This window comes from Streptomyces sp. H27-H5 (assembly GCF_026627505.1).
GTDB lineage: Bacteria > Actinomycetota > Actinomycetes > Streptomycetales > Streptomycetaceae > Streptomyces.
Window position 1 is genome coordinate 20,314 of the sequence record NZ_JAPNLK010000008.1, and the last position, 17,061, is coordinate 37,374.

Here is a 17,061-nt window from a genome sequence, read left to right on the forward strand (position 1 = left end):
GTTCAAGTAATGAACACTCGTATGCGTAGAGCCGCCGTAGCCGTCGCCGCCGGCGCCATGGCCGTATCGCTTGCCGCTTGTGGCAGTGCGAAGGAGGCCGGCGACAAGCCGAAGGACTCGGGCGCCGCCAAGGGTGACGCGATAAAGATCGGTCTGCTCCTCCCGGAGAACCAGACCGCGCGCTACGAGAAGTTCGACAAGCCGCTGATCGAGAAGAAGGTCGCCGACCTCACGGGCGGCAAGGCCGAGGTCGTCTACGCGAACGCCAAGCAGGACGCGACCACGCAGAACTCGCAGGTCGACACGATGATCACCAACAAGGTGAACGTCCTGATCATCGACGCCGTGGACGCCAAGGCCATCGCCGGTTCCGTCAAGCGGGCCAAGGACGCCGGCATCCCGGTCGTGGCCTACGACCGCCTCGCCGAGGGCCCGATCGACGCCTACACCTCCTTCGACAACGAAGAGGTAGGCAAGGTCCAGGGCAAGGCGCTCCTGGAGGCGCTGGGCGACAAGGCCAAGGACGGCCAGATCGTCATGATGAACGGCTCCGTCACCGACCCGAACGCCGCCCTGTTCAAGAAGGGCGCGCACTCCGTCCTCGACGGCAAGGTGAACGTCGGCAAGGAGTACGACACCAAGGAGTGGAAGCCGGAGAACGCCAACACCAACATGGCGGGCGCGCTCTCCGCGATCGGCAAGGACAAGGTCATCGGCGTCTACTCCGCCAATGACGGCATGGCCGGCGGCATCATCACCGCCCTCAAGGCGGCCGGCCTGTCCCCCCTGCCCCCGGTCACCGGTCAGGACGCCGAACTCGCCGGTGTGCAGCGCATCGTCGCCGGTGAGCAGTTCATGAGCGTGTACAAGCCGTACGCTCCGGAGGCCGCCGCCGCGGCCGAGATGGCCGTCGCCCTCGCCAAGGGCGAGAAGATCGACGGAATCATCAACCAGAAGGTCGACAGCCCGACCACCAAGGGCGTCCCGTCCGTGCTGATCCCGGTCGTCTCGCTCACCAAGAACAACATCAAGGACACCGTCATCAAGGACGGCGTCTACACGGCCGACGAGATCTGCACCGACAAGTACGCGGCCAACTGCACCACCCTCGGCCTGAAGTAAGGCCCCGTCGCTCCGCTCTTCGAGTCTTCGAGGCGAGCCGACCCCCACGCCTGTCCGGCGCCCCGCCCTTCTCTTCCCCGCCACCGCGGGGCGCCGGGCAGAAACGTTTGCTCCACGCTTTACCCCCACGCTCCACCCGTCCCACCCCCCATTCGCGTTCCTGCTCTTTTGCACGACATCCCCGCCGGTCAGGCGGCGAAGGAGATGGTTCATGTGTCCGCTGCGCCCGTGCTGGCGTTGCGAGGGGTCTCGAAGCGGTTCGGCGCCGTTCAGGCCCTGACCGACGTAGAACTCGAGATCCACTCCGGCGAGGTGGTCGCCCTCGTCGGCGACAACGGCGCCGGCAAGTCCACGCTGGTCAAGACCATCGCCGGCGTGCACCCCATCGATGACGGGGTCATCGAGTGGGAGGGCCGCCCGGTCTCGATCGGCAAGCCCCATGACGCCCAGAACCTGGGCATCGCGACGGTCTACCAGGACCTCGCGCTGTGCGACAACATCGACGTCGTCGGCAACCTCTTCCTGGGCCGCGAGCTCAAGCGCCGCGGCATCCTCGACGAGGTGGAGATGGAGCGCCGCGCCCGCGAGCTCCTGACCACCCTGTCGATCCGGATCCCCAGTGTCCGCATCCCGATCGCCTCGCTCTCCGGCGGTCAGCGCCAGACCGTGGCGATCGCCCGCTCGATGCTCGGCGAGCCCAAGCTGGTCATCCTCGACGAGCCCACCGCCGCCCTCGGCGTCGAGCAGACCGCACAGGTCCTCGACCTGGTGGAGCGGCTGCGCGAACGCGGTCACGCCGTCATCCTCATCAGCCACAACATGGCCGATGTGAAGGCCGTCGCCGACAAGGTGGCGGTTCTGCGGCTCGGCCGCAACAACGGCGTCTTCAGTGTCGCCGACACCTCGCAGGAAGAGATCATCTCCGCCATCACCGGTGCCACGGACAACGCCGTGACCCGCCGGGCGGCCCGCACCGGGGAGGCCCGCAAGTGAGCACCCAGAACCCTGCCGCCGGACCGCTGGACAAGGGCCCGGCCGACCGCGTCGGGCACGTGGACCCGGTCAACCCGGCGGCGGCGGCCGACGCCATCCCGGCCGTCGACCCCCGCCTGCTCGTGCGCGAGCAGGGCTTCGCCGGCTACCTGAGCGAGTTCGGCCGCAAGATGAAGGCGGGCGACCTGGGATCCCTCCCGGTCGTCGTCGGCCTGATCGTCATCTGGAGCATCTTCCAGAGCCTGAACTCGAACTTCCTCGGCCCCGAGAACCTGACCAACATCGCGATCACGATGGTCGCCACCGGCATGATGGCCGTCGGCATCATCTTCGTGCTGCTGCTCGGCGAGATCGACCTCTCGGTCGGCTCGGTCAGTGGTGTGTCGGGAGCGATCGTCGCCGTCCTCGCCGTCACCCACGGCGTGAACGAGTGGCTCGCGATCCTCGCCGCCGTCGCGGGCGGCGCCCTCATCGGCGCGATCCACGGCTTCTTCTTCGCCCGGATCGGCGCCCCGGCCTTCGCCGTCACCCTGTCGGGCCTGCTGTTCTGGTCCGGCGCGATGCTGCAGATCCTCGGCAGCAACGGCACCATCAACCTCGACTCCGAGGGCGTGGTCGGTCAGCTGACCACGTACTTCTTCTCGGACGTGGCGGTCGGCTACGGCCTCGCGGCCCTGGCCGTGGTCGGATACTTCCTGGCCACCTACTTCGACAACCGGCGCCGGCAGGCCGCGGGCGTCCCCGCCCGGCCGCTCACCGAGATCCTGCTGCGCACCGGCGTCCTCGCGGTGTTCACCTTCGGTCCCGCCGTCGTGTTCAACCAGTACAAGGGTCTGCCGCTCGCGGTGGTGCTCTTCCTGCTGGCCCTCGTCGGCACGGACTTCCTCCTGCGCCGCACCTCCTTCGGCCGTCAGGTGTTCGCGCTCGGCGGCAGCGTCGAGGCCTCCCGTCGCGCCGGCATCAACGTGAACCGGGTGCGGATCACGGTCTTCGCCATCGCCGGCACCTTCGCCGCCGTCGGCGGGCTCTTCTGGGCCTCCAAGATCGCGGCCGCCAACCAGAGCGCCGGCGCCGGCGACCTGCTGATGAACGTGATCGCCGCGGCCGTCATCGGCGGCACCAGCCTCTTCGGTGGCCGGGGCCGGACCTGGAACGCCCTCCTGGGCGTCATGGTCATCACCTCCATCCAGTACGGTCTGGCCCTGGAGGGCATCGCCACCCCGATCCAGTACATGATCACGGGTGCGGTCCTGCTGGCCACGGTCGTGATCGACTCGGTCACCCGCAAGACCCAGAAGACGGCCGGACGCGCCTGACCTTCGTCCCAGGCAGTACCCGGCGGTAAGACCCGTCACAGTGCCCGGTGCCACTTCCAGTGGTGCCGGGCGCTCGTGCGTACATTCGTGGGTACAACTGTGCGGGTATACACCCGTTTGGGATGTGTGATTTGGCGATCAGGTGTACAGGTATGACAAAGGCGTGACCCACCCGGTACCGCCCGATGATGCTCGTCGCGAGCGGAACATTAGACTCGACAGACCAGCAAGCAACTGCAAGGAGGCACGGGTGCTGCTGACCCGCATCAAGGGACCGCGCGATTTGGACCGGCTCAGCCAGGAGGAGCTCGAACAGCTCGCCGCCGAGATCAGGTCCTTCCTCGTCGACGCCGTCTCCAAGACCGGCGGGCACCTCGGCCCCAACCTCGGTGTCGTCGAGTTGACGATCGCCCTGCACCGGGTCTTCGACTCGCCGAAGGACAAGGTCCTCTTCGACACGGGCCACCAGGCCTACGTCCACAAGCTGCTCACGGGCCGCCAGGACTTCGGCGGCCTGCGCACCAAGGGCGGCCTGTCCGGCTACCCCTCGCGCGCCGAGTCCGAGCACGACGTCATCGAGAACTCCCACGCCTCCACCGTGCTGGGCTGGGCCGACGGCCTGGCCAAGGCCAACGAGGTGCTGGGCCGCGAGGACCACCACGTCGCCGCCGTCATCGGCGACGGCGCGCTGACCGGAGGCATGGCCTGGGAGGCGCTGAACAACATCGCCGCCGCCAAGGACCGCCCGCTGGTCATCGTGGTGAACGACAACGAGCGCTCGTACGGTCCCACGATCGGCGGCCTCGCCAACCACCTGGCCACCCTGCGCACCACGGACGGCTACGAGCGCTTCCTGGCCCGCGGCAAGGACCTCTTGGAGCGTACGCCGGTCGTCGGCAAGCCGCTCTACGAGACCCTGCACGGCGCCAAGAAGGGCCTCAAGGACTTCATCGCCCCGCAGGGCATGTTCGAGGACCTCGGCCTGAAGTACGTCGGCCCGATCGACGGCCACGACATCGAGGCCCTGGAGTCCGCGCTCCAGCGCGCCAAGCGCTTCGGCGGCCCGGTCATCGTGCACTGCCTCACCCAGAAGGGCCGCGGCTACCAGCCGGCCGTCCAGGACGAGGCCGACCGCTTCCACGCGGTCGGCGTCATCCACCCGGACACCGGCCTCCCGGTCAAGACGGCGGCCGCCAGCTGGACCTCCGTCTTCGCCGACGAGATGGTCAAGCTCGGACAGGAGCGCGCGGACATCGTCGCGATCACCGCGGCCATGCTCCAGCCCGTCGGCCTGAAGAAGTTCGCGGACGCCTTCCCCGGGCGCATCTTCGACGTGGGCATCGCGGAGCAGCACGGCGCCACCTCGGCCGCCGGACTGGCCACCGGCGGGGTCCACCCGGTCTTCGCCGTGTACGCGACCTTCCTCAACCGCGCCTTCGACCAGGTGCTGATGGACGTCGCCCTGCACAAGTGCGGGGTCACCTTCGTCCTGGACCGCGCGGGCGTCACCGGTGACGACGGCGCCTCCCACAACGGCATGTGGGACATGTCGATCCTCCAGGTCGTGCCCGGCCTGCGGCTCGCCGCCCCGCGCGACGCCGAGCAGCTGCGCGCCCAACTGCGCGAGGCCGTCGAGGTCAAGGACGCGCCGACCGTCGTGCGCTACTCCAAGGGAGTCGTCGGCCCGGCCGTGCCGGCCGTCGGCAGGATCGGCGGCATGGACGTACTGCGCACCCCGGCCCCCGAGGTCACCCGTCCGGACGTACTGCTCGTCTCCGTCGGCGCCCTGGCCCCGATGTGCCTGGAGATCGCCGATCTGCTGGACAAGCAGGGCATCTCCACGACCGTGGTCGACCCCCGTTGGGTCAAGCCCGTGGACGAGGCCCTGGCTCCGCTCGCGGAGCGGCACCGGGTCGTCGTCACCGTCGAGGACAACGGCCGCACCGGCGGCGTGGGCGCCGCCGTCTCGCAGGCCCTGCGGGACGCGGGCGTCGACGTACCGCTGCGGGACTTCGGCATCCCGCAGCGCTTCCTCGACCACGCGCTGCGCAAGGAGATCCTGGCCGAGATCGGCCTGACCGCCCCGGACATCGCCCGGCAGGTGACCGGCCTGGTCGCCAAGCTGGACGGGCGCTACGACAGCGAGCCGGCCGCCACCGTCGACTAGTCGACGGGCCGTCGAGCCCCCGACGCGCGGTTGCGTCCGACGGGCCGGGAGATCACCCTTTAAGGGTGGGCCTCCCGGCCCGTTTCGCGTACGCGTCACCTTTCGGAGGTGCGTCGGTGAGCACGGATCGCAACAGTCCTTTCCGCACCAAGTCGGTGGAACAGTCCATCCGCGACACGGAGGAGCCCGAACACGCCCTCCGCAAGTCGCTCTCCTCCTGGGACCTGATGGTCTTCGGCGTCGGTGTCATCATCGGCACCGGCATCTTCGTCCTCACCGGCAAGGTCGCCAAGGAGAACGCCGGCCCGGCCACCGCCCTGGCGTTCGTGGCCGCCGGCATCGTGTGTGGGCTCGCCGCCCTGTGCTACGCCGAGTTCGCCTCGACCGTCCCGGTCGCCGGTTCGGCGTACACCTTCTCCTACGCCTCGATCGGCGAGCTTCCCGCCTGGATCATCGGCTGGGACCTGGTGCTGGAGTTCGCGCTGGGCACCGCGGTCGTCGCGGTCGGCTGGTCCGGGTACGTCCGTTCGTTGATGGACAACGCCGGCATCCATCTACCCGCGGCCCTGGAGGGGCCGGACGTGCCGGGCGGCACCTTCGACCTGCTCGCGTTCCTGCTGGTCCTGGTCCTGACGGTGGTCCTCGTCATCGGCGTGAAGCTGTCCGCGCGCATCACCGCGATCGTCGTGGCGATCAAGGTCACGGTGGTGCTCATCGTGATCATCGCGGGCCTGTTCTTCATCACGGGCAGCAACTACAAGCCGTTCATCCCGGAGGCGGTGCCCCAGGAGGGCGGCGCGGGATTCGACGCGCCACTGGTCCAGCTGATCTTCGGCTACGAGCCGACCAACTTCGGCGTCATGGGCATCTTCACCGCGGCCTCCGTCGTGTTCTTCGCCTTCATCGGCTTCGACGTGGTCGCCACCGCCGCCGAGGAGACCAAACTGCCGCAGCGCGACATGCCGCGCGGCATCCTCGGCTCGCTGCTGATCTGCACGGTGCTGTACGTGGCGGTCTCCCTCGTGGTGACCGGCATGCAGCACTACACCGAACTGTCGGTGAGCGCGCCGCTGGCCGACGCCTTCAAATCCGCCGGACATCCGGTGTACGGAGGCATCATCAGCTTCGGCGCCGCGGTGGGCCTGACCACGGTCTGCATGATCCTGTTGCTGGGTCAGACCCGCGTGTTCTTCGCGATGAGCCGTGACGGCCTGCTGCCGCGCTTCTTCTCGCGCACGCACCCGCGGTTCCGCACCCCGTACCGGCCGACGATCCTGCTCGGTGTGATCATCGCGATCGTCGCCGGATTCACCAGCATCAACGAACTGGCCACCCTGGTGAACATCGGCACCCTGTTCGCCTTCGTGGTCGTCGCCCTCGGCGTGATCATCCTGCGCCGGAGCCGCCCGGACCTGCACCGGGCCTTCCGGACCCCGTGGGTGCCGTTCGTGCCGATCGTGTCGATCGCCGCCTCGGTGTGGCTGATGCTCAACCTGCCGGCCGAGACCTGGCTGCGGTTCGTCGTGTGGATGCTCATCGGCATCGCCGTGTACTACCTGTACGGGCGCAAGCACAGCCGACTGGGCCGGGGCGAGGGCGTGGGCCTCGACCCGCACCACGAGGAACAGCGCTAGAGGTCATCCTCGTACGACCCTGTCCCGCGGCGCGTCCCACGATTAGCCTGGGCGCCATGAAGATCACGTTGGAAGCCTGGGCGGAAGACGACCACTGGCTGCTGCTCCGCAAGAACGAGCCGGTCATGACCGCACACCTCGGCGGCCCGGAGACCGAGGCCAAGCTCCGCGACCGGCAGAGCCGTTACCTGGCGCTCAGCGCCCGGGAGCCCGCGGCCGGCCGGATGTTCCGCGTCGTCGCCGACGGGGAGAGCGTGGGCAGCATCGGCTTCTGGGAGCGCACCTGGAAGGACGAGGAGGTCTACGAGACGGGCTGGGGCATCCTGCCCGAGCACCAGGGCCGCGGCCTGGCCGCGGCCGCGGCCCGCACCCTCATCGCCCACGCGGCCACGCACGGCACGCGCCGCCACCTGCACGCCTTCCCGCCCGTCGACCACGGGGCGTCGAACGCCGTCTGCCGCAAGGCCGGCTTCGTCCTGCTGGGCGAGGTCCCGTTCGAGTACCCCCCGGGCCACTGGGAGACGAGCAACGACTGGCGCACGGTACTGCGCTAGGGGCGTCGTCCAGGAGTGTCGTCGGAGCCTCGCCCGGCCCGACGCGGCTACGGCTTGGCGGCCGTGCCGCCCTTGGCGGGGGACTTCTTCGCGGAGGCCGGGACCTTCTGGTCGGTGCGCAGGGCCTCCCACAGTTGGCCGGCCTGCGGTTCGGCGACGACCACGCGGTTCGGGTCGACCTTGTCGTAGGCCACCGGCAGCATGATGGTCTCCATCGTCGCCGGGTCCACGGCCTTCATGCTCCGCGCGAAGTCGGACAGCGCGGTGAGGGACGCCAGATCGGAGTCGGTGGTCAGCGACTTGGTTCCCGCGTCGGCCAGCTTGTACAGCCGGGCCGGGTTGCCGAGGGCGTCCTGCTTCTTGATCTCCGACAGCATGGCGAGCATGAACTGCTGCTGGAGGCCGATGCGTCCGAGGTCGCTGCCGTCGCCGTAGCCGTAGCGGGTCCGGACGAACTTCAGCGAGTCGGTGCCGTTCAGCCGGTGCGTGCCCGCGTCGAGCTTGAGGCCGCCCTTGGCGCCGCTCATCGGCTGGTCGAGGGTGACGGTGACCCCGCCGAGGGCGTCGACCAGGCCCTTGAAGCCGGCGAAGTCCACCTCGACGAAGTGGTCCACGCGGACTCCGGACATCTGCTCCACGGTCTTCACGACGCAGGCGGGGCCACCGAGGGAGTAGACCGAGTTGAACATGACCCGCTTCGCGGCGGGCGCGGTGCCGCCGTCGTTGTCCTTGCACTCGGGCCGGCTGATCAGGGTGTCGCGGGGGATGCTCACCGCGGTGGCCCTGGAGCGGCCCTCGGGTATGTGCACCAGCATGGCGGTGTCGGAGCGGGCGCCGCTGACGTCGCCGTGGTCGAGGTCGCCGTTGGCCCCGGCCCGTGAATCGGACCCGAGGACCAGCACGTTCTGGGCGTTCTCGACGACCTTCTTCGGGCGGTTGTCGCCGATCGCCTGGTTCAGGTCGACGCTGGAGATGTTCGAGTTGAGGTGGCTGTAGGTCCACCAGCCGGCGCCGCCGACCGCGAGGACGAGCAGGGCCGCCACCGAGAGCACGATCCACAGGACGCGCCTGCCGCGTCGCGGCTTTCGCCGGGAGACAGGGGAGGAGGCCGGGGCCGGTGCCGAGGGCCGGTCAATCATGGAGGCGGAGCCCTTCTATTATAGATGGGGTGAATCATAGGACACGCTTTCGAGTGGCTGGTCCTTTTCGGTGAAAGGCCGTCGGAGGAACGACGGACAGCACTCGACGGAAGGGCGGATGGACGGCGTGATGCGAGGCAACAGCGCCGGTCGGACGGCTTTCTCCGCGCGCGGCGCGGCGTCCGGCGACGCGGGCCGACCGGCCCTTCCGCCGGTCCGACCCCCGGCCGGAACATGGCTGTTCACGGGCGGCGACGGCCGCCTGACGGCCTACGCCTGCGGGCCGGACGGACTGCTGCGCTGGACCGAGGCCGCCGCCCCTGCCTCCGGGTGGACGGGCCCGGAGAGGTTCGAGGTTCCCGGGTGGACCGGCTCCGCGGCCATGGCCCGAAGCCGTGAGGGATATGTCCACTTCGCCGCGCCGGTCACCGCCCGGGACGGTTCGGGCAGACCGGAGATCGCCGTCTCCACCCAGTTCCAGTCAGGCCGCGCCCTCACCGATTGGCGTGGCCTCGGTGTTCCCCACGTCCGCGGCGGCCCCACCGACGACGTGCCGACCGGCCCGCCCCGCGTCGCCGTCAACCAGCGCTCCGGCTCCGTGCACGTGCTGGTGTCCCTGCGCCACGGGGGCATCCTGCGGTGCAGCCGCAACGCCGAGGGCGTGTGGGGTGGTTGGAAGCAGTTGTCCCCGGACCCCTACGAGGGCGAGGTCACCCCGCTGATGCCCGTGGGCGGCCCGCTGGAACTGCTCGCCCTCGGCCCCGCCGGCGCCGACCGCTGGACGGGCGCCGGACAGGGCCGGTTCCGGCACGCCGACCGGGTGCCGTCCCCCGTGGTCCCCGGCACGACCGCGGTGTGCGAGACGGGCCCCCGCCGGGTGACGTACTTCTGGCGCTACCCGGGCGACGGCTCGCTGGTCGCCTGGCGCGCCGGCGAACAGGGGCTCCAGGGAACACTGGTGGGCCTCGGCGACGCCGGCGGCCGGGGCGCGCCGGGCGTGGTCCGCACGATGCTCGGCGGCTACGACTGCACGGTCCTCACGCACATCGGTGCGGACGGCGGCGTCGAACTCACCGCCTACGTCACCGAGAACGAGGCCTACGGCACCTGGCGGGCCTCCCTCGGCGGCCACGGCGCGCTGACCCCCCAGCCCGCCGTCGACGCGGCCGGGCGGATCGTGGTGGCCGCCTTCGACCGCGACGGCGCGCTCGTCCTCACGCGACAGGACCCGGCCCAGGGGCTGGTGTTCGGCCCCTGGGACACCGTCGGGTCCCCTCAGCCGCGACCCGGTACCGGGAAGCGCTGAGCGACCTCGACGCACAAGCCGCCCGTCTCGGTGTAGAACGGCGTCGCCACCAGCTCCGTCTCCGGGGCGTCGGGCGAGGCGGCGACGCGGACCGGCATCCGGGCCGTCGGGTCCACCTCGGCCGCCCGCTTCGGGCCGAGCCGCACCTCTCGGGACACTCCCTCGAAACTCACGGCGAGGTGGACCTCCCAGATGCCCGGCGGGAGCGGCCGGCCGATCGCGGTCTGCGCCAGGTTGATCCGGGCCGAGAAACGGCCCATCGCCCGCGCGTTGCCCTTGGCGTTGGTGAGGGTGTCGTCCCGCCGCGCGGTCACGGCGTACGTCTCCTGGGCGCCGGTGGTCCGCTCCCGCAGCACCACGCGGGTGGCCCGCTCCTTCGTCGACAACTGCTCGAAGAACCCGTACCCGTCGAGCAGCAGCATCGCCCCGTCCCAGCGGAGCTTCTGCAACTCGTGACTGACCGTCATGTCGTCGGTGATGTCGAAGAGTTCGTCCGGCAGGCCGACCTGCGGATCGCGGAAGAACGGCAGCCCGGTGTACACCCGGCCACCCTCCACGGTCTTGCGGACGCCCGGCCGGTTCTTGTCCGCCTCGAAGGCGGCCATCGACCGGGCCTCGGCGATCCTGCCCTGCGCCAGCAGCGCGAACCGCACCGCGAGCGTGCGCGGCAGCAGCGCGAGCGCCCCCGCACGGGCCTGGGTCCGCAGCACCTCGGCCGCCGCCCACAGGGCCTGCTCGGCCTCCGTGGGATCCGTGGCGGACAACAGCGCGGCCGCGGTCGCCTTGCCGAGCTCCACCTCCAGGTGGCGGGAGTGCAGGCGGTCCCGGCGCGGCCCCTCCGGCACCTGGGCGTCGACCAGCGCCAGCATCCGCGAGACCAGGGCCACCCGATCCGCGAGCCCCGCCGGGGAGGCGGGCGAGGCCCCCTTGACCACACAGGTCGCGTCGCCGACGACGGAGACGTTGTCCGCCCCGATGAACGCGGCGGCGGTGAAGGCCTGGTCGTCGCCGATCAGCATGTCGGTGGGGAAGGCCAGCCCGCGCCGCTGGAGCATGCTGGTGCGGAACAGCTTGTCCGGGGTCAGCGACCAGTAGACGCGGGAGGCGTCCACGTCCGTGTAGGGCTGGTTCTTGCGGAACATCGACGTCGCGACGGTGTGCCGGCCCGAGCTCTCCAACTTGCCGAGCACCACGTCGGCCTCGTTGGTGTCCGCCGCCGTGACCATCCGTTCCAACGCGTCGGGCGCCAGCCGGTCGCAGGCCTCCAGGAAGATCACGTACCGTCCGCGCACCTGACTCAGCGCCCAGTTGCGGGCCGCCGCCGGGCTCTGCCCGTGGGTGACCAGGCCCATGCGCAGGAAGGGGTACTGGTGCGCGGCCCTGGCCAGGACGGATCCGCTGTCGTCCGTGGACCCGTCGTCGACGGCGATGATCTCCAGCCGGTCCGTGCCGATCGACTGCCCGACGAGGGAGGCCAGACAGGCGTCGAGTTCGGCGGCCTGATCGCGGACCCGGACGGCGACCGTCACGTCGATGACGTTCACGACGGCTGTGTTCATGGTCGAGTGATCCTCTTCAGTTCTGCGGGGACCGCTGGGGCGCGGGCACGGGCCACGGCATCTCGCCGGTCAGTTCGGGCCACTGCCAGGGGCGGAAGGCGACGTCCGTCGTGTGTTCCGGGAACGCGCCCGGCGTGGCGGCGAGTTCGCCGACGAAGACGTTGACGTGCGAGGTCTGCTCGCCCGCCCCGGGGGTGCCCACCACGTACGCGAAGCGGTCGTACCCGACGAAGCCCGGGTCGGGCGTGTAGGTCACCCACCCGTCGTACGACAGCTGCGCGTCTCCGTGACCCGGCCGGGTCACGGAGACCGCCGCGGACCCCGCGGGCGCGCCCGACAGCACGTGCACCGCGCCGGGGGTGTTCGGCTCGGTCGCGATGCGCAGGCCGCGCGCGGCGGGCCGGCGCAACGGCAGGGCCTGAGTGTCGAGTCGGGCCGTACGGACCATCTTGCGTCCGGTCGCGTCCGGGACGCCCACCATGATCTGGGGACGGATCCGGGGGGCCTTGGCGTTCTCGGCGGCCCGCAGCTGCAGGACACCGGTACCGGTCTCACCCGCCTCCGCGCGCACCCGGAACCAGCGCTGCCGGGGGAAGTACTCCAGCCCCTGGAGGCCGACGATCTCGCCGGCGGCGGTCAGCGGGGCCGCCAGGAGGTACGCGCAGCCGCGCGAGCCCGTCCGGTCCACCGCGACCGAGAGGCCGAACTGGACGACCTCGCCGGGGGCCACGCCGAGTCGCGGGTCCGCCGAGGAGTACAGGCCCGCGTAGGCGGCGCCCTGGGAGGGATCCGAGCCGAGGGCCCGGCCCCGGCCGAGGAGGTGGTTCACGCGCCGGACTCCTTGTTCGCGGGGGCGCCGGCCGGGGCCCCCGGCATCTTCGACACACGGGTCTTGGTGCGGTGCCAGAAGGTCTCCTCGTCCAGCCAGCCCAGTTCCTCGTACGAGAAACGGGTCCGGTCGAGGTCACGGCCCCAGTGCGCGGGGATCACGCCCTGCTCCAGCATGCTGCGGGCGATGAAGCGCGCGCACTCGATCGCGCCCTCGGCCCGCAGGTGCACGTTGTCCCCGTCCAGCACGTGCTCCTGGAGGGGCTCGCCCGGCCGCAGGTAGGTGAAGACGGCCTTGGAGGCCTCCGGCCCGAGTTCCTCCCACCACTGGAGGCTCTGCTCGTACAGGTCGACGACCGGAACGTGCTCGTCCTCGGCCAACTGTCGCGCGGCGACCGGGTAGTCCCCGAGGAAGCGCGCGACGTTGCCGTGCCGGTCGATCCGCCGCCGCTCGTACGGCAGCAGGATCACCGGGTGCGCACCGCGCTCGCGGGTCCCGTGGACGTACGCCGTCATGTGCTCCAGGAAGGTGGAGAACGGCTCGGTGTGCAGCCCGGGGTCCGGCTTCCAGTCCGTCTGCCCGAACCCGAAGAGCAGGTAGTCACCCGGCCGCATGGTGTCCAGGATCCACTGGAGCCGGCCGCGCTCCCGGAAGCTCTTGGAGCTGGCGCGCGCCCGGGAGCAGTTCACCACCTCCACCGCCTCGTGGAGGAACAGCGGCAGCGCCTGGGTCCAGCCCGCCATCGGCAGGAAGCTGAAGGGCCGGTCGACCGCGTTCGAGCCGCCCGCCACGAAGATCCTCGGGCGGTGCTGCTCCTGGCCCGGTCCGGGTGCGTACGTCACGCCTAGACTCCCTCGTCCCCGGCCGTCTGGACCAGGACCGCCGCCAGCGCCGCCTCGAAGGCCGACCGCTGCGCCGCGTTGGTCGTCGGGTCCTGCCGGCGCACGTCGACGACGTGTCCGGTCATCGTGGACAGCAGGACGTCCAGCGAGGTCAGCGCCACCGCCTCGGAGCTCAGCAGGGAACCGGTCGGCTCCTCGCCGAAGGCCTTGACGCGCATCGGGGTGGCGGTGCGCTCCGGGTTCACGCAGTTCACCCGGATGTGGTCCTCGGCCCACTCGTCGGCCAGCGCCTGCGTCAGGTTGACCATGGCGGCCTTCGCCGACGAGTACAGGCTGTAGTTCGCGCGGCCCCGGGTGTAGCTGCTGGAGGTGAACAGCAGCAGCTGCCCCTCGGTCTTGCCGAGGTACTTGTGGGCGGCCCGCGCGATCTGCACGGGGGCCAGGTAGTTGACCTCCAGCGCCTGCCGGATCGTGTCGTCGTCCGTCTCGTCGAGGCGGCCGACCCGCAGCACGCCCGCGGTGTTCACCACGTGGTCGATCCGGCCGGTCTGCGCGTACGCCTCGGCCAGCGCCGCCTCGACGTGGTCGGGGTTCTCCACGTGGGTGCCGGTGGTGGAACGCCCCAGGGCGAAGACCCGGGCGCCGAAGCTCTCGGCGATCCGCGCGATGTCGGCGCCGATCCCGTACGAGCCGCCGAACACCACCATCGTCTTGCCGGACAGCTGCTCGCGGTAGGCGGCCTCGTCGGCGTGCGCGGGTGCGGCGTGCGAGGCGAGCTGGAACAGCTTGTCGGCGATGAACACGTCGACCGGCTGGGTGACCTTCATGTTGTACTCGTCGCCCGTGACCACGTGGACGGGTACGTCGGGCAGGTACTTGACGACCACGGAGCAGTCGTCGGTGGCCTGGAAGAACGGGTCGGCGGCCGCCCGCTCGTACGCGCTGCGGATCGTGGCCAGCCGGAAGCCCTGGGGGGTCTGGCCCCGGCGCAGCCGGGAGCGGTCCGGAACCTCGGTGATGAACTCGCCGTCGTCCCCGTGGGTGCGCGTCACGATCACGGTGTCGGACGACGGGATGGCCACGTCGACGGCCTGGTAGCGCTCCAGGGACTCGACGCACTCGCGGACCACGCGCTGCGAGAGCAGCGGGCGCACGGCGTCGTGGAAGAGCAGGTTGACGTTCTCGTCGGCCTCACGTCCCTGCGAGGCGGCGGCGATGGCGATGCGAGTGGTCTCGCTCCGCGTCGACCCGCCGGCCAGCACCCGGGAGACCTTGGTCAGGCCCGCGTTCTCGACGATCCGGCGGGCCTCCTCCACGTGGTCGGGCGTCATGAGGAGGAGGACCTCGTCCACGTCGGCCGCGGACTCGAAGATGTGCAGCGTGTGCTCCAGGATCGGCTTTCCGGCGATCTTGAGCAGTTGCTTCGGTATCTCGAGCCCGATGCGTTGGCCGGTCCCCCCTGCGAGAACAACGGCGATGGTACGGCGGGGGGTGGTACTGGACGGCACGGTCTCCTTCTTCCTCTGGGCTGGGGATGGGGCCACGGCCGTGCGGGTGTGATGCGGCCGTGTAAGGGTGCGCCGGCTAGGCGGGGAAGGGCGCCGGCTCCGGGTACTCGATCGGGAAGTCGGCGACTCCACGTCGGTAGAGGTCGTTCGCGGCGTCGTTGAAGCGAACGACCGACGGCGGGTACTCCGCGCCGAGGAGGTACTCCTTGAGCTGCTCCCGGTAGGGGGCCATGTGGTCCTCGGCCGGGTTGAGCATCGCCTCGATCGCCTCGGACAGGCCGTTGCAGTCGGCGTCGAGCAGGTACGAGGCGTACGCCGTGCGCTGCTCGTTGCGGAACTCCTGGTCCGGCAGACCGTCGAGGTTGAAGATCGCGTACGGCTTGAGGGTGGCGACGAAGTCGGACACCACGCTCGACATGTCGCCGATGAGCAGGTCGGAATGGTTGAAGCAGTCGTACAGCGCGGGGATCCGGCCGGTCACCACGTGGTGCGCGGCGTCGGGCATCGCGCTCCAGTACAGGGCCCCGGCCTGGTTGCGGGTGCGCCGGATGCGGGCGGTCCGCTCCTCTTCGGTGAGGTCGGGGAACGGGGAACGGACACCGCGCTCGGAGAGGTCGGCGATGCGCTGGTCGAGGCGGGCCAGCTTCCGGCTGGCGGCCTTGGAGTCGCTCACGTTGCGGCCGAAGCGCCGGGCGTTGTCCTCCTCCAGGAGGGCGATGACGCGTCGGTGCGCGGCGGCGGCCTGCGGCGAGCGGGAGCCGGTCAGCGGGTGCGGCTTGTAGATCACCCGGATGTCGAGCTCGTGGTCGAGCAGCGCCCGGATCAGCTTCTCGCCGGCCGGCAGCACCGAGGTGTAGCAGGCGTCGTCGGTCCAGCCCTCCCAGGTGGGGGCGTAGATGACGGTGGGCACGGGGTTGACGGCCCGGCCCGTCCAGCGGTGCAGGGGCATCAGCTGGGGGCGGCCGACCTCGACGATCTGGTTGTGCGTCACCGCGTGCTTGATGCGCTCGTAGCGGTCGCGACCGGCCCGGCCGGCCACCCAGATCTCGTCGAAGACCTTGCTGACGCGGTTGCTGCTGGCGAGCTTGTCGCTGTCGCCGTGGCCGATGAAGACGTGCTTGACCTCGGCGCGCTGGAGCATGTGCACGTTCTTGCCCGCGTTGCCGGGGTAGAGGGCGACGCGGAGTTCGTGCATCTCGATGCGCGCGAGGTTGTCCGCCTTGGGCACGCAGATGACGGGAACCGACGTGGCGTCCAGGTACCGCAGGGTGGCCCGCTCGCGCAGCACGATGAGGGGGCGCAGCTCCAGGGCCTCCAGGGCCTCCAGCCACATGTTCACCTGGTACATGAAGTCTTTGGAGATGGCGGCGAAGGTGAAGTAGAGCGCCACCTGGGGACGGTATTCGGCCAGCTGGTGGTTCAGCTCGTCGATGGCCTCGTCGGTGGTCGGCAGCTTGAGCGCGTTGCGCGCGTCGGGCAGCAGCACCAGCAGGGACAGGTAGGCGAGGAAGACCGTGGTGATCATCCCGTACGTGACCCAGCGCCAGTTGTCGGTCGCGATGGTGGCGAGGGCCCCGGCCACCAGGGGGATGTCCAGGTGCAGCGTCTTGCGGACGTGCTTGTCCACCAGGAACGGGTGCGGCATGCGGCGGATGCCCAGCGCGTCCAGGTCCAGCCCGCGGGTGGTGAACGGCAGTTCGTTGCGCTGCTTGCGGACGTGCTTGAGGAGGGCGCCGTACGCGAGTTGCAGGATGAACAGGAGGAGCAGACCGATGGTCGTCATCTGCGCCACGAACGACTCGATGTCGGCGATGGCCCCGCACAGGCCCAGCAGCAGGAACTGCCGGATCAGGAAGCGCATGGTCAGGCCGAAACGCGAGTCGCGCAGCCGCTCCAGGGTGGTCGACTCGGTGCTGTGCAGCATCAGGTCGGCCGCGTAGCTGAGGGCCGCGCAGTAAGCGAACATCGGCAGGGAGACGGTCGCGACCGCCGCCATCATCCCGAGGAAGCTGAGGATGAGCCCGGCGCTGATCAGAACGCCGGTGACGGCGTGCAGTCGTTTGGGGCCCATCGTGGAAGGCCTCCCCGTGGA

13 protein-coding genes are annotated in these 17,061 nt (G+C 70.4%); 7 read left to right on the forward strand and 6 right to left on the reverse strand.

Going from position 1 to position 17,061, the window contains the following annotated elements; genetic code table 11:
* Positions 1-9: 9 nt before the first annotated feature.
* The 6 genes from OTB19_RS05420 (at position 10) to OTB19_RS05445 (ending at position 7,786) form a co-directional block, all read left to right on the forward strand.
* Positions 10-1,122 (forward strand): sugar ABC transporter substrate-binding protein, encoded by a 1,113-nt coding sequence (locus OTB19_RS05420; RefSeq protein ID WP_267796849.1) that lies wholly within the window; start codon positions 10-12, stop codon positions 1,120-1,122.
* Positions 1,123-1,326: 204 nt separating this feature from the next.
* Positions 1,327-2,115: an ATP-binding cassette domain-containing protein gene (locus OTB19_RS05425; RefSeq protein ID WP_053684862.1), complete on the forward strand. Its 789-nt coding sequence runs from the start codon at positions 1,327-1,329 to the stop codon at positions 2,113-2,115.
* A gap of 26 nt (positions 2,116-2,141) precedes the next feature.
* The gene (locus OTB19_RS05430; protein WP_385642081.1) at positions 2,142-3,431 is read left to right on the forward strand and encodes a sugar ABC transporter permease; all 1,290 of its coding nucleotides are present in this window, start codon (positions 2,142-2,144) and stop codon (positions 3,429-3,431) included.
* A gap of 250 nt (positions 3,432-3,681) precedes the next feature.
* Positions 3,682-5,598: a 1-deoxy-D-xylulose-5-phosphate synthase gene (gene dxs / locus OTB19_RS05435; RefSeq protein WP_267796850.1), complete on the forward strand. Its 1,917-nt coding sequence runs from the start codon at positions 3,682-3,684 to the stop codon at positions 5,596-5,598.
* A gap of 116 nt (positions 5,599-5,714) precedes the next feature.
* On the forward strand, positions 5,715-7,232 hold the full coding sequence (locus OTB19_RS05440; RefSeq protein ID WP_267796851.1) for an amino acid permease: 1,518 nt from the start codon (positions 5,715-5,717) through the stop codon (positions 7,230-7,232).
* 56 nt (positions 7,233-7,288) lie between these two features.
* On the forward strand, positions 7,289-7,786 hold the full coding sequence (locus OTB19_RS05445; RefSeq protein ID WP_267796852.1) for a GNAT family N-acetyltransferase: 498 nt from the start codon (positions 7,289-7,291) through the stop codon (positions 7,784-7,786).
* A gap of 47 nt (positions 7,787-7,833) precedes the next feature.
* Here OTB19_RS05445 and OTB19_RS05450 read toward each other — a convergent pair whose 3' ends face one another.
* A complete protein-coding gene (locus OTB19_RS05450) occupies positions 7,834-8,925 on the reverse strand; it encodes an LCP family protein (protein WP_267796853.1) in 1,092 nt (363 codons plus the stop codon).
* A 130-nt stretch (positions 8,926-9,055) separates the two neighbouring features.
* On the opposite strand from OTB19_RS05450, the gene OTB19_RS05455 reads away from it, so the two are divergent.
* Entirely contained in the window at positions 9,056-10,231 is a 1,176-nt protein-coding gene (locus OTB19_RS05455; protein WP_267796854.1) for a hypothetical protein, read from the forward strand.
* On the opposite strand, the gene OTB19_RS05460 is transcribed toward OTB19_RS05455, so the two are convergent.
* From OTB19_RS05460 to OTB19_RS05480, 5 genes are all read right to left on the reverse strand, one after another.
* Positions 10,201-11,790, reverse strand: a complete 1,590-nt coding sequence (locus OTB19_RS05460) for a glycosyltransferase family 2 protein (protein ID WP_267796855.1) — start codon at positions 11,788-11,790, stop codon at positions 10,201-10,203. The two genes, OTB19_RS05455 and OTB19_RS05460, sit on opposite strands and share 31 nt — an antisense overlap.
* A gap of 16 nt (positions 11,791-11,806) precedes the next feature.
* Positions 11,807-12,619 (reverse strand): Ig-like domain-containing protein, encoded by an 813-nt coding sequence (locus OTB19_RS05465; protein ID WP_267796856.1) that lies wholly within the window; start codon positions 12,617-12,619, stop codon positions 11,807-11,809.
* On the reverse strand, positions 12,616-13,461 hold the full coding sequence (locus OTB19_RS05470) for a rhamnogalacturonan acetylesterase (RefSeq protein WP_267796857.1): 846 nt from the start codon (positions 13,459-13,461) through the stop codon (positions 12,616-12,618). Before OTB19_RS05470 ends, OTB19_RS05465 begins: the two co-directional genes overlap by 4 nt.
* A gap of 2 nt (positions 13,462-13,463) precedes the next feature.
* Entirely contained in the window at positions 13,464-14,969 is a 1,506-nt protein-coding gene (locus OTB19_RS05475; protein WP_267796858.1) for a bifunctional cytidylyltransferase/SDR family oxidoreductase, read from the reverse strand.
* 76 nt (positions 14,970-15,045) lie between these two features.
* Complete coding sequence (locus tag OTB19_RS05480; RefSeq protein ID WP_267796859.1) at positions 15,046-17,040, reverse strand: hypothetical protein; 1,995 nt, start codon at positions 17,038-17,040, stop codon at positions 15,046-15,048.
* Positions 17,041-17,061 lie beyond the last annotated feature (21 nt).

Bases quoted from the DNA above. Each gene is read 5' to 3' on its own strand.
- OTB19_RS05460 (WP_267796855.1), bottom strand. From the start codon at position 11,790: ATGAACACAGCCGTCGTGAACGTCATCGACGTGACGGTCGCCGTCCGG.
- OTB19_RS05450 (WP_267796853.1), bottom strand. From the start codon at position 8,925: ATGATTGACCGGCCCTCGGCACCGGCCCCGGCCTCCTCCCCTGTCTCC.
- OTB19_RS05425 (WP_053684862.1), top strand. From the start codon at position 1,327: ATGGTTCATGTGTCCGCTGCGCCCGTGCTGGCGTTGCGAGGGGTCTCG.
- OTB19_RS05445 (WP_267796852.1), top strand. From the start codon at position 7,289: ATGAAGATCACGTTGGAAGCCTGGGCGGAAGACGACCACTGGCTGCTG.
- OTB19_RS05455 (WP_267796854.1), top strand. From the start codon at position 9,056: ATGCGAGGCAACAGCGCCGGTCGGACGGCTTTCTCCGCGCGCGGCGCG.
- OTB19_RS05420 (WP_267796849.1), top strand. From the start codon at position 10: ATGAACACTCGTATGCGTAGAGCCGCCGTAGCCGTCGCCGCCGGCGCC.
- OTB19_RS05480 (WP_267796859.1), bottom strand. From the start codon at position 17,040: ATGGGCCCCAAACGACTGCACGCCGTCACCGGCGTTCTGATCAGCGCC.